At 66.3% G+C, this 12,420-nt stretch carries 12 protein-coding genes; 6 read left to right on the top strand and 6 right to left on the bottom strand.

The annotated features are described in order from the left end of the window. Positions 1-267: 267 nt before the first annotated feature. Positions 268-1,116: a S1 family peptidase gene (locus tag V7787_RS24750; protein ID WP_336089892.1), complete on the top strand. Its 849-nt coding sequence runs from the start codon at positions 268-270 to the stop codon at positions 1,114-1,116. Between the two features lie 61 nt (positions 1,117-1,177). Then, positions 1,178-2,683, top strand: a complete 1,506-nt coding sequence (locus V7787_RS24745; RefSeq protein WP_336089891.1) for an amidase — start codon at positions 1,178-1,180, stop codon at positions 2,681-2,683. 65 nt (positions 2,684-2,748) lie between these two features. Here the strand turns inward: V7787_RS24745 and V7787_RS24740 are convergent, their stop codons facing one another. The 3 genes from V7787_RS24740 to V7787_RS24730 all read right to left on the bottom strand — a co-directional run bounded on the left by V7787_RS24740 (position 2,749) and on the right by V7787_RS24730 (position 4,761). Continuing rightward, positions 2,749-3,645 carry an RNA polymerase sigma-70 factor gene (locus tag V7787_RS24740; RefSeq protein WP_336089889.1) on the bottom strand — a complete coding sequence of 299 codons (897 nt, stop codon included), beginning with the start codon at positions 3,643-3,645 and terminating at the stop codon, positions 2,749-2,751. A gap of 130 nt (positions 3,646-3,775) precedes the next feature. Next, positions 3,776-4,198: a cupin domain-containing protein gene (locus V7787_RS24735; RefSeq protein WP_336089888.1), complete on the bottom strand. Its 423-nt coding sequence runs from the start codon at positions 4,196-4,198 to the stop codon at positions 3,776-3,778. An 83-nt stretch (positions 4,199-4,281) separates the two neighbouring features. Then, the gene (locus V7787_RS24730) at positions 4,282-4,761 is read right to left on the bottom strand and encodes a carboxymuconolactone decarboxylase family protein (RefSeq protein ID WP_336089886.1); all 480 of its coding nucleotides are present in this window, start codon (positions 4,759-4,761) and stop codon (positions 4,282-4,284) included. A gap of 150 nt (positions 4,762-4,911) precedes the next feature. On the opposite strand from V7787_RS24730, the gene V7787_RS24725 reads away from it, so the two are divergent. Beyond that, the gene (locus V7787_RS24725; RefSeq protein ID WP_336089884.1) at positions 4,912-5,184 is read left to right on the top strand and encodes a sigma factor-like helix-turn-helix DNA-binding protein; all 273 of its coding nucleotides are present in this window, start codon (positions 4,912-4,914) and stop codon (positions 5,182-5,184) included. 50 nt (positions 5,185-5,234) lie between these two features. Next, entirely contained in the window at positions 5,235-6,005 is a 771-nt protein-coding gene (locus tag V7787_RS24720) for an SDR family oxidoreductase (RefSeq protein ID WP_336089925.1), read from the top strand. A gap of 130 nt (positions 6,006-6,135) precedes the next feature. On the opposite strand, the gene V7787_RS24715 is transcribed toward V7787_RS24720, so the two are convergent. Both V7787_RS24715 and V7787_RS24710 read right to left on the bottom strand, forming a co-directional pair. Continuing rightward, positions 6,136-7,284: an NADH:flavin oxidoreductase gene (locus V7787_RS24715; protein WP_336089883.1), complete on the bottom strand. Its 1,149-nt coding sequence runs from the start codon at positions 7,282-7,284 to the stop codon at positions 6,136-6,138. Position 7,285: 1 nt separating this feature from the next. Further along, complete coding sequence (locus V7787_RS24710; protein ID WP_336089881.1) at positions 7,286-7,690, bottom strand: RidA family protein; 405 nt, start codon at positions 7,688-7,690, stop codon at positions 7,286-7,288. Between the two features lie 141 nt (positions 7,691-7,831). Between V7787_RS24710 and V7787_RS24705 the strand changes: the two genes are divergently transcribed. Beyond that, positions 7,832-8,746: a LysR substrate-binding domain-containing protein gene (locus tag V7787_RS24705; protein ID WP_336089880.1), complete on the top strand. Its 915-nt coding sequence runs from the start codon at positions 7,832-7,834 to the stop codon at positions 8,744-8,746. 13 nt (positions 8,747-8,759) lie between these two features. On the opposite strand, the gene mqo is transcribed toward V7787_RS24705, so the two are convergent. Next, positions 8,760-10,448 carry a malate dehydrogenase (quinone) gene (gene mqo / locus V7787_RS24700; protein WP_336089879.1) on the bottom strand — a complete coding sequence of 563 codons (1,689 nt, stop codon included), beginning with the start codon at positions 10,446-10,448 and terminating at the stop codon, positions 8,760-8,762. A gap of 155 nt (positions 10,449-10,603) precedes the next feature. Between mqo and V7787_RS24695 the strand changes: the two genes are divergently transcribed. Then, positions 10,604-12,325: an ArnT family glycosyltransferase gene (locus tag V7787_RS24695; protein WP_336089878.1), complete on the top strand. Its 1,722-nt coding sequence runs from the start codon at positions 10,604-10,606 to the stop codon at positions 12,323-12,325. Positions 12,326-12,420 lie beyond the last annotated feature (95 nt).

Below are 12,420 nucleotides of genomic sequence, written 5' to 3'. Positions count from 1 at the left end.
AAGAGCATCTACGAAGTGGTTGATACCGAAATGGGGCTCCGCGGAGCCCCATTTCCTTGTCGACGCAGCGCATCTGCTCCGCCGCAGGCGTCGGCCTGGAGCTGGATGGCGATGCGACAATGGGTTCTGTTGTTGGCCGGGCCGGGCGGATTTAAGATTCAGGCGCATCGAAGCGATGGCGTTCGGCGCGGTGCGCTGCGGCCCGATCGTATGACCCGGTTCCAGGGTTCGGCCGTCGGCCGGCCAGGCCCCTGCGAGGCATCCAGCATGATCCGATCGTTGTTGCTCATATTCTTCCTGGCGTTGCCATCGGTTGCCGGTGCCATCGTTATTCGGCACGACGTCGACGACGCGAAGTACCGGATTGCAGCCGCCGAGTTTCCCGCGCTCGTCGATATGCCCGGTGAGGGGCATGGGGTGTTGATCGCTCCCAAGTGGGTCGTCACTGCCGCTCATACGATCCCCGCGCACACCGAGCTCAAGCAGGTGCTTGTCGGCGGTGTCTCCAGGGATGTGGAGCGAGTCGTCGTGCATCCCGGTTACAAGACGCTGCCGCAAGCGCTGATCGATCCGGCGATGGCCAGTGGCGAGGCGATGCTGATCGTGGTGTTTCTGGCCTCGTCCGACGATGTCGCATTGATCGAGTTGGCTCAGCCGGTGACGGATGTCGCTTCCACCGCGATCTACAAAGGCGTCGGCGAGCCGGGCCGGATCGTCGAGATCGTGGGGAAAGGCGCTACCGGCACCGGCGCCGATGGGCACGATCCCAAAGGTCCGAATCGGACGGAACTTCGCCACGCATTCAATAAAATCACCAGCAGCAATGGCCGATGGTTTTGCTATGTGTTCGATGAGCCCGCTTCGGCCCTGCCGCTGGAAGGAACGTTCGGGAACGGGGACAGCGGCGGCCCTGTGCTCGTCGAGGACGACGGTCTGAGGTCGTTGATCGGTCTGGCTTCCTGGAAATTCGCCCAAGGCAACGTGGTGACCGCCAGGCCCGGGCGCTATGGTCAAATCAATTGCAACGTCCGCTTGAGCCACTACCGGGAATGGATCGAAGGCGTGATGTCCGGGCGGCCGCAGACCGGGACCGGCCATTCGTTGCAGGGCAGGTAAGCAAGCGCTCGGGGGAGGCGGCGTCCCTGATTGAAGATCTCGACCTGAAGGCAGGGCGATGGTGAATCCGATTTCCGGGCCTGAGTTTCCTGATACGTCAGACGGCCCCTTAGCGAAAACGCTGGCTTTTTCGTCGGCGACCGAATTGGCACAGCTGATTCGGCGCAAGCAAATCAGCTCGCTGGAACTGACTCGGTACTACATCGAGCGAATCGAGAAATTCGACCGGCAGTTGAATGCGGTCGTCGTGAGGGATTTCGAACGCGCCCTGCAAGCAGCGAAGTCGTCCGATGAGGCGCTGGCCCGCGGACACCGGCCGGGACCGCTGCACGGCGTGCCGATGACGATCAAGGAAGCCTTCGACGTCTCCGGTTTGCCGACGACCTGGGGCGTGCCGGAGCACCGGGACAACATCGCCGTGAACGATGCAACGGCGGTCGAGCGGCTGAAGTCGGCCGGCGCTCACGTCATCGGCAAAACCAACGTCGCGCTGCGGCTTGGGGATTGGCAGAGCTACAACGAGGTTTACGGAACCACGCACAATCCTTGGGACACGCGCAGGACGCCGGGCGGATCGTCCGGCGGGTCCGCTGCCGCGCTCGCGGCCGGTTTGACCGGCCTGGAATTCGCTTCCGATATCGGCGGCTCGATCCGGAATCCGGCGCATTTCTGCGGCGTGTACGGGCACAAGCCCACTTACGGAATCGTCCCGACGCTGGGACACAACCCACTCGGCGTGTTGTCCGCGCCGGACCTGAATGTGGTTGGGCCGATGGGTCGAAGCGCGGAAGATTTGCAACTGGCGTTGGACGCCGTCGCCGGTGCCGACCGGTTTCGCTCGCCGGCCTGGAAGTTGACGCTTCCGCCGGCGAAGACGCAGCGCTTGCGCGGCCTGCGCGTTGCGATCTGGCCGCGGCAGGATTTCGTCGCGACCGGCGTGGAGATATCCGACCGCGTGCAGCAAGTCGGGCAAGCGCTCGCCCGCGCCGGCGCAATAGTTTCCGATTCGGCGCGTCCCGACTTCTCGCCAGCGCAATCGCACAACACCTATCTGAACCTGTTGGCGTCGGCGGGGCTGGTCAATCTCCCTGACGACTACTATTCCGCAGCCCGGTCGGCGGCCGCGCAATTCGATGCGGACGACGAGTCGCCGCTGGCGGTGCTGATGCGCGCCCGGGTGCTGGATCATCGAAGCTGGCTGGACCACGATGAAGCGCGCACCCGCTGCCGGCTGCAGTGGCGTGCGTTCTTCGACGATTGGGATGTGGTGATCTGCCCGATCTCCGCGACGACCGCCTACGAACACGATCACCGGCCCAAGCACGAGCGAGTGCTCGCCGTCGATGCGGCGTCGACTTCGCATTACGAGCACTACTTCTGGGTAGGCCTGGCGACCGTCGCCTATTTGCCGAGCACCGCGTTTCCCGCCGGGTTGTCGCGCGATGGGCTTCCCATCGGATTGCAGATCATCGGGCCGGAGTACGGCGATCGGACCACGATTGAAGTCGCGCGGTTGATCGCACAGGAGCTTGGCGGTTTTCGGGCACCGCCGGGTTTCGTGGCCTGACGCAGCAGCACGTGGCGCTGCCGCCCGACTGACCGTTCTAGACAGCCGGTCCGCTGCGACAGCGGTCAGTGCATTTCGTCCGCCGACAAAGCCGCATCGGCCGCAATCCTGCGCAACTTCTCCGGATTGCGCTGCACCTGCACCCGCACGATGCGCTCGCCGTCGGTGTCGTAGGTCTGCGCCGATTCCAGTTCATCGCCGAAATAACGCAGTACGCCCACGCGGCCGTTGATCGCGACCAGTCGCAGGCGCAGTTCGTGCTTGCGCCGCAACGTACACGCGAACAACAACTGGGCGATGCGCGCGCCGCCGACCATCGGTTTAGGGAAGCTGGTGACGAAGCCGCCGCCGTCGCCGACCAGGGTCGCCGATTCGGCCATCATCGCTTTCATCGCCGCCAGGTCGCCGGCGGACCAGGCTTGGGCGAAGCGCTGCATCAGCCGTCGATGGGCTTGCGCCGATACCGCATAGCGCGGGCGTTCTTCGCGCAATTGGGTCTTGGCGCGGTGAACGATCTGGCGGCAGGCGGCTTCGCTCTTGTCCAGGGTCTTGGCGATGTCGGCGTAGTCGACGTCGAACACTTCGCGCAGCAGGAACGCCGCGCGCGCTTCCGGCGCCAGCCGTTCCAGCACGGTCAGGAACGCGATCGACAAATCGCTGGAGGTTTCTTGCAGCGTCTCCGGCGTGTCGGCGTGGTCGCTGAGGATCGGCTCGGGCAACCAGATGCCGACGTAGTGCTCGCGGCTGGCGCGCGCGCGGCGCAGGCGGTCGATGGCGCGGCGGGTGGCGGCGACCACCAGCCAGGCTTCGGCATCGTCGATCCGGTCCGGATCGGCGTCGTTCCAGCCCAGCCAGACGTCCTGGACCACGTCTTCGGCCTCGGCCAGCGAGCCGAGCATGCGATAGGCCACGCCCAGCAGGCGCGGGCGCAGTCGGGTGAACAGGTGAGTGGCGCCTTCCATGGGTATCAAGTCGATGCAGGAGGCGGGGTTGTGACAAGCCTGATCCGATCGGCACGGCTTTGACAAGCGCGGCGACAGGGCGGGCATCCGGCGAACGTGGGCCGTCCGCCGGATGCCGCCGCGGCTGCGCTTACGGCGCCGGCAGCGAGACCGGCTTGCCGATGTCCTTCAACAGAAAGGCCAGGAACTTCGCCGGTTTGTCCTTGCTGGCGTTGCGACCGACCGTGTGCACGTCGTTGGGGCCTTCGTGGAAGCTCTGTCCCGGGGTCAGGGTGACTTCCGGGCCGCCGGCCACGCCCATCACGATCGAGCCTTCCAGTACGTAGACCAGGGCGTGGGCGTCGTGGCGGTGCACCGGGTCGGCGCCGCCGGGCGGGAACTCGACTTCGAGCAGGACCAGTTCCTTGCCGGGGTATTCGGGCAAGGCCTGGGTGGCGACGGTTTTGGCGCTGGGCGGCGGCGCGGCCGCGGCGGCGGCGGGATGCGCGCCGTGGGCGGCGACGGCGCCGGAGCACAACAGGGCGAGCAGGCTCAAAGCGGGGGCGATTCGCATGACGGACTCCGATGTTGGCCGTCGCGATGGACGGCGGGGGAAAGCGTTGCGCATCGATAGCGCAACGCTCGGCGCGCTCGGGCTCAGGACAGTTGCGCCTTGTCCAGGCCGAAGGCCTTGTCCTGGGTGCCGGGCACGGCGCGGAAGGCGATGTTGACCCGGTTCCAGGCGTTGATCGACATCACCGCATAGGTCAGATCGGAGATTTCTTTCTCCGACAGCTGGGTGCGCACCTTGTCGTACACCTCATCCGATACGCCCTGCGGCGCCAGTTGGGTCAGTGCTTCGGTCCAGGCCAGCGCGGCGCGTTCGCGCGGGGCGAACAGGGTGGATTCGCGCCACGCGGCCAGATGGTGCAGGCGCAGCGGGCGTTCGCCGTGGATGGTGGCTTCCTTGACGTGCATGTCGACGCAGAACGCGCAGCCGTTGATCTGCGAGGCGCGCAGGGACACCAGGTACTGGATCGACGGCTCGATCGAGGATTTCTTCAGCGTCATGCTGAATTCGATCAGCTTCTTGAACAGTTCCGGGGATTGCTGCTGGAAATCGAGACGTTGGCTCATGGCGGATGCTCCGTTGGGATGTGCGGGATGGTTTACCTAAGCATGGACGGATCAGCGTCCGCGGCTGTGACATCGCCGGACCGTTCGGCGCGATCGAGTCGGATAACGCCGGGTCTGTCACAGACGGGCCCGCTGCCGCGACCTGGAACTATGAAGAGCCCCGACTGCGTTGCCCCCGCCGATGAGACGCCAGCGAACGCCGATCGCATTTGGTCCGAGTTCCTGCTCGCGTTGAGCGCGCTGCCGCCGCAAACGCGCGCGGCGTTCGTGCTGCATGAGGTGTTCGCGATCGGCTACGACGACATCGCCCGATGGATCGGCCAGTCGCCGCGCAGTTGCCGCGAACACGTTGAGCGCGGCCGGGCGCTGACGCGGTCGCATATGCGGCCATTGTGGCGGCCGCGGCGGTCGGGCTCGCGCTGAATCTGTTTTCACCCTGTTGCTTTTTGTACCCACGCCCTTGGAGGCTCAACATGAAATTCGTGGTTATCGGCGGTACCGGACTGATCGGCAGCAAGGTGGTGGCGCGCTTGCGCGAGCAGGGGCATGAGGCGCTTGCGGCGGCGCCATCGACGGGTGTCGACGTCCTGACCGGCGAAGGTCTGGATGCGGCGATGGCCGGCACCGACGTGGTGGTGGATCTGGCCAATTCGCCGTCGTTCGAGGACGCTGCGGCGATGCAGTTCTTTCAGACCGCCGGCCGGAACCTGTTGGCGGCCGAGGCGAAGGCCGGCGTCGGCCATCATCTGGCGCTGTCGGTGGTGGGGACCGAGAAGTTGTCCGCCAGCGGTTACTTCCGCGCCAAGAGCGCGCAGGAGCGGTTGATCCGCGATTCGGGCATCGCTTACACCATCGTCCACTCGACTCAGTTTTTCGAGTTTCTGCCGGGCATCGTCCAGTCCGGCGCCGATGGCGCGGCGGTGCGGTTGCCGCAGGCGTTGATTCAGCCGATCGCTTCGCAGGATGTGGCCGAGGCGGTCGCGCGGTTGGCGATGCGGGCGCCGGCTAATGGCATCGTTGAGATCGCGGGGCCTGAGCGGGAGTCGTTGGCGGAGTTGGCGCGGCGGTTCATGCGTGTTGTGCAGGATCCGCGCGAGGTGATTGCCGATGCGCAGGCACGGTATTTCGGGGCGGAGTTGGAGCACGACACGTTGGTGCCGGAAGGGGAGGCTTGGTTGGGGACGGTGAATTTCCAGTCCTGGGTGGCGCAGCCTGAGTTTGCTCGTTTTATGCCGCGGGGTTGAGTCGCGCGGGGCGTTGTAGTTCGCGCGCCCTCATCCGGCCCTTCGGGCCACCTTCTCCCGCAAGCGGGAGAAGGGCTGAGCTCCCTCTCCCGCTTGCGGGAGAGGGTTGGGGTGAGGGCACGCAACCCCATCAAACCGACGCCGCTTCAAACCCACGCGCCATCCCCATCACCCGATCCGCATTACGCAAATCCGCCAGCGGCGAAAGCACCTCGCGATTGAACTCCTCACGCGGCAACCCGCGCATCAACCGCGCCGGCCAATCCGCATGCGTCAGCGCACCACGGCCCAACGTCACCAGGTCCGCCTCGCCACGCCGCAACAGCCCCGCCGCTTCATCGCCGACATGCAACGACCCATTGGCGAACACCGGCAACCCCGAATGCCGCTTGGCCAACGCAGCCAAACTCGGCCCGCTGCCGAACGCCGGCTGCCACGCCTCGAACTCGGTGGTGTGCAGATAATCGATCGCAAGTTCGCCCAAGGTGCCGAACACCACCGCGGCCGCGTCGACGCCACCGCTCCACTTGTGAGTGAAGTCGTTGACCTTGCCTTGCGAGATGCGCACGCCGAGCGGGAAGTCCGCACCGACCGCCGCGCGCACCGCCGTAACCGTTTCGACGATCAGTCGCAAACGCCGTTGCAGATCGCCGCCATAACCGTCCTCGCGCAGGTTCACGCCTTCGGTGAGGAACTGATCGAGCAGATAACCGTTGGCGCCGTGCAATTCCACCCCGTCGAACCCGGCCTCGCGCGCACGCACGGCCGCTTCGGCGAAACCGCGCACCGCTTCGGCGATCTCTTCATCGCTCATGGCGACCGGTATCGGGTACTCGCCTTCGCCGCGGTAGAACACCATCTGCTTGCCGACGGGACGAATCGCCGAGGGCCCGCGGGTCTGCTCGCGATAACGGTTGTACTGCGACAGCGCGCCGGCGTGCATCAGCTGGGCGATCATGCGGCCGCCGTGCGCGTGCACACCGTCGACCACGGGTCGCCACGCGTCGCGTTGCGCGTCGTCGGCCAAGCCCGGCTGAAACTCGTAACCCTGGGCGTAAGCCTTGTCGGGATAAATGCCTTCCGAGATCACCAGGCCGAAGCCGCCTTCGGCGAAGGCGGCGTAGTACTCGGCCATGCGCGCGCTCGGCAGGCCGTCGGCGCTGGCGCTGACCCGGGTCATCGGCGCCACCGCCAGGCGGTTGCGCAAGCTCAGGCCGGCCACGCGCAAGGGATCGAACAAGGGCGAGGCCGATGCCTCGCGACGCGGCTCGGCGCTCATCTCAGCGGCTCCCGGCGGAGGCGGCCGAACTCACTGCGGCGATCGCTTCGATTTCGATCATCGCCTTGGGGTCGTACAGCGCCTTGATCTCGGCGATGGTGTCGGCGGGATAGGGCGCGCTGAAGAACGTGCGACGCAGCTCGACCACGTCCTGGAAGTGGCCCATGTCGGTCACGAAGATCGTCACCTTGATCACGTCCTTCAGGCTCGATCCGCCCGCTTCCAGCGCGCGGCGCAGGTTGGCGAAGGCTTGCTCGCCCTGGGCGCGGAAACCGCCGTCGACGATCTTGCCGTCTGCGCCGGCGCCGGCCTGGCCGGAGACGTACAGCAGGTCGCCGTACTTGATCGCCTGCGACAGCAGGTAGGGTTCGTACGGGTCGGGTTGGGTGATGACTCGCTGCAGCATGACGGTGTTCCTTTAGATGAGTTTTTCGAGGGGTTTTGTCGGCGAGATGTCCTCGCGTGGTGAGTAAATTGCGCTCGGTAAGCCGCTTTGACAAACGCGAAATAGTCAGGCATAAGCTGAGAAAAATTCATCTATAACGCCATGCGCCGCCGCCTCCCCCTGTCCGCCCTGCGGGCCTTCGAATCCGCCGCCCGCCACGGCAGCTTCAGCCTCGCCGCCGGCGAGCTGGCGGTCACCCCGACCGCGGTCAGCCATCAGATCCGCGGCCTGGAAGAGTCCTTGGGCCTGCCCTTGTTCGAGCGGCGCGCGCGCAAGGTCGCGCTCACCGAGGCCGGCGCGCAGTTGTATCCGGTGCTGCGCGAAGGCTTCGATGCGTTCGAAGCGGCGTTGGAGCGACTGGCGCGGACCCGGCAGCGCGCGGCGGTGACCTTGTCGGCCACCACCGCTTTCACCGCGAAATGGCTGATGCCGCGGGTGGCGCGTTTCCGCGCGCGGCATCCGGACATCGACCTGCAATTGCACGCCTCCGACGACGCAGTCGACCTGAGCGGCAGCGGCGTCGACATCGCCCTGCGTTACGGACGCGGCCCGTATCCGGGCCTTGTCACCGAAGCGATGTTCGCCGACGACTTCGCGCCGGTGGTCAATCCGCGCCTGGGCGTGCGCACGCCGGCGGATCTGCAATCGGTGCCGATCGTGCATTTCCAATGGAAGCGCCACCACCCGCTCAACCCGACCTGGGAAAACTGGTTCGCGCAGGCCGGCTTACCCTGGAGCGCGCCCAGCGGCGAGCTGCGTTTCTCCGACGAAAGCCATGCGATCCAGGCCGCGGTGGCGGGGCAGGGCGCGGCGCTGCTGAGTCTGGCGCTGGTGCGCGATGAACTCGCCGCCGGCCAACTGGTGCAGCCGTTCGGGCCGGTGTTGGCCGGCCACACGTATCACTTGGCCACGCGTGCCGAGCGCGCGCCCAGTTCTAGCGTGAGCGCGGCGCTGGAGTGGCTGCGCGATGAAGTGCGTTTGCTGTCGGCGCCCGTCGCGGGCGCCGACACGGTCTAGCGCGGGTCGCCGATTACAGCGACTGCAGCTCGGCGTTCTGGTTGCGCTGCTTGGTTTCGGCTGGCGGCGTTTGCGCCGGCGCCGGTTGCGGCGTCGCCGCGGCCGCGACCGGCACGTCCAGATACGGCAGATGCAAGGCGTCGCTGGTCAGCTTGCGGATCCGGTTGGTCAGCTCGGCGCTGTCGTTGAGCCGCTGACCGTACGAGGGGACGATGGTCTGCAACTGCGTGCGCCAGCCGGCGTCCATCTGCTGCGGGAACGCCTTGGCCAACAGATCCAGCATGATCGGCGGCGAGGTCGACGCGCCCGGCGAGGCGCCGAGCAGCGCGGCCAGGGTGTGGTCCTTGTCGGTGACGATTTCGGTACCGAACTGCAGCACCGGGCCTTTGACCGGATCGCGCTTGATGATCTGCACGCGCTGGCCGGCGGTGATCAGGGTCCAGTCTTCGCGCTTGGCGTTGGGGAAATACTTGAGCAGTTCGGTGTGGCGGTCGGCATCGTCCAGGCGGGCCTGGCCGATCAGGTACTTGAGCAAGTCCAGGTTCTCGCCGCCGACGCTGAGCATCTCGACCACGTTGTCGTGCGTCACCGATGAGTACAGGTCGAACCACGAGCCGTGCTTGAGGAACTTGGTGCTGTACAGCGCGAACGGGCCGAACAACACCACCGGCTTGCCGTCGAGCTTGCGCGCGTCCAGGTGCGGCACCGACATCGGCGGCGAACCGGTTTCGGCCATGCCGTAAGCCTTGACCCCGTGACGGCCGGCGATGGCCGGCGCCTTGAACGCCAGGAACTGGCCGCCGACCGGGAAGCCGGCGTAATCGCGCGCTTCCGGAATGCCCGACAGCTGCAGCAACTTCAGCGCCGCGCCGCCGGCGCCGATGAATACGAAGCGCGCCTTGACCGTCGATTCGGTTCCGGACTTGAGCGCCTTGACCGTGACGTTCCAGGTCTTGTCGTCGTTCTGGCGCAGCGCGGTCACTTCATTGCCCAGGTGCAGCTGGAAATTCGGCGCGCGTTGCAGGCCGGCGGTGAGCTGGCGGGTGATGACGCCGAAATTGACGTCGGTGCCCAGCGGCATGTACGTGGCCGCGACTTTCTGCTTGGGATCGCGGCCTTCCATCAGCAGCGGCGCCCACTTCTGGATCTGCGCCGGATCTTCCGAATACTCCATGCCGTAGAACAGCGGATTCTTGACCAGCGCGTCGCGACGCTTGCGCAGGTAGGCGATGTTGTCCTCGCCCCAGACGAAGCTCATGTGCGGGGTGGGATTGATGAAGTCCGAAGGCTGGCCCAGCCGGCCCAGGCCGACCTGGTGGGCCCAGAACTGGCGCGCGATTTCGAACTGTTCGGCGATCTCGACCGCGCGCTTGGTCTCCACGCTGCCGTCGGCCAGCTGCGGGGTGTAGTTGAGTTCGGCGAAACCGGAGTGGCCGGTGCCGGCGTTGTTCCAGCCGTCCGAGCTTTCCTCGGCCACGCCGTCGCGGCGCTCGTACAACTGGATGTTCCAGTCCGGCTGCAGTTCTTGCAGGTACGTGGCCAGGGTCACGCTCATGATGCCGCCGCCGATCAGCACCACGTCCACCGGCTTGTCGTTGCCGGCGGCCGGCACCGAACGCTGATACAGGGGCCAGTACAGGAACACGATGCCCGACAGCGCCAGGATCAGCAGTACGAGCAGGAGTTTGCGCAGTTTTTTCATGGGGGCGGCCCGGGGGAGGTCTGGGTGATGATGGGACCGGGAACGGCGTGAAGGGGTTGTTCATGCCGCGCGGGGCGATCGGGTCCCGCGGCCATCGAAACCGGCGGCCGGCCGGGTAACGCCGATCCGACATTGAGGCCGCTATCATCCCGGCCATGCAAACGATCGAATACGGCCGCCGCTACCAGGCGATACGACGCAACGACACGCTGTTGTTCTGGGCCCTCGCCGCGCTGGTGCTCGGCGCCGGGCTGGGCCTGCGCGACCCTTGGCCGGCCGATGAGCCGCGGTTCGCGCTGGTCGCCAAGCAGATGATCGAAAGCGGCGACTGGCTGTTCCCGCATCGCGGCCAGCAGTTGTACTCGGACAAGCCGCCGTTGTTCATGTGGTTGCAGGCCCTCGCCTACAGCGTGTTCGGCAATTGGCGGGTGGCGTTCCTGCTGCCTTCGTTCCTGGCGGCGATGGGCACCTTGTGGTGCGTGGTCGATCTGGGCCGCCGTTTGTGGACGCGCCGGGTCGGGCTGTACGCCGGTTACGCGCTGCTGTTCGCGATGCAGTTCACCTGGCAATCCAAGAAGGCCCAGATCGATCCGATGGTGGTGTTCTGGATCACCCTGGCCAACTACGGGCTGTTGCGGCATCTGCTCGGCGTCGCGCGCGAGCGCAAGCCCGATTGGCCGATGTGGATGCTGGGCTGGGCGGCGGCGGGTTTGGGCACCATCACCAAGGGCGTCGGCGCGATCGCGTTGTTGATGCTGATCCCGGCCGGCATCGCCTCGTTGCGCGGCTGGCCGGTGCGGGTGCACGCGGCGCGGGCGAAATTCTGGCTGGGGCCGCTGGCGTTCGTGGCGGCGGCGTGCGTGTGGCTGATTCCGATGTTGATCGCCGCGGTCGGCCGGCAGAGCCCGGACTACGTCGCTTACGTCAACGACATCCTGCTGCGCCAGACCGCCAAGCGTTACGGCGCGTCCTGGGATCACGGCCAGCCGGTCTGGTACTTCCTGGAAGTGATGCCGACCATGTGGCTACCGACGGTGCTGGCGCTGCCGTGGGCGATTCCGGCGTGGTGGCGGCGCCTGCGCCGGCGCGATCCACGCTATCTGTTGCCGCTGGCGTGGTGGGGCTTGGTGCTGATTTTCTTCAGCATCCCCAACGGCAAGCGCGACATGTACATCCTGCCGGCGCTGCCGATGCTGGCTTTGGCGCTGGCGCCGTTGCTGCCCGGCTTGCTGCGCCGGCGCGGCGTGCAATGGACCGCGTTCGGCTTCAGCGCGGCGTTGTCGCTGGCCTTGCTCGGCGGCGGGCTGGCGATGTGGTTCGGCGATCCGGGTTTCGAGCGGCGCTTCGTCGCCGAGCGTTCGCTGGAAGACGTGTCGCAGGCCTTGGCCGCCAGCATCATCGTGGTCGGCAGCTGGGGCGTGGCCTGCCTGCTGTGGACGCGGCGCAAGCGCGCGGTGGCGGGGATGGTGGCGACCTTGACCGGGTTGTGGGTGGTGTTCGGTTTGTTGATGGCGCCGCTGCTCAACGATTCTTCGTCCGGGCGCGGGCTGATGACCGAAGTGGGCCGGCGCATCGGCGCGGATGCGGAGTTGGGTTTGGTCGCGTGGCGGGAACAGAACTTGTTGATGGCCGACCGCAAGGTCGCCGAGTTCGGTTTCAAGACCAAGTTCCCCGAACAGATGCAGCATGGTTTGCAATGGCTGCGGGAATCGCCGCAGAACCGTTGGTTGCTGGTGCAGGACGTGGCGCTGGATGCTTGTATCGATACGACGCAGACCCAGCATATGGGCCATGCCAATCGGCGAGGGTGGACCTTGGTGCCGGGGCGGGCGATTGCGCGGTGTGGCGCGGGCGAGGGCGCGCGGCCGGCACGATAAGCGTCGTCGGTGAACGGTTTTGGCCGAGTCGGGCGAGCGAAATCAAAATGGGTTCCGGCTTTCGCCGGAATGACGGGTGGTGGTGGAGTGCGCAG

Source organism: Pseudomonas sp. CGJS7, from assembly GCF_036961695.1.
Note: the sequence above shows the minus strand (reverse complement) of the source record. Positions and strands in the feature narration are given on the sequence as shown.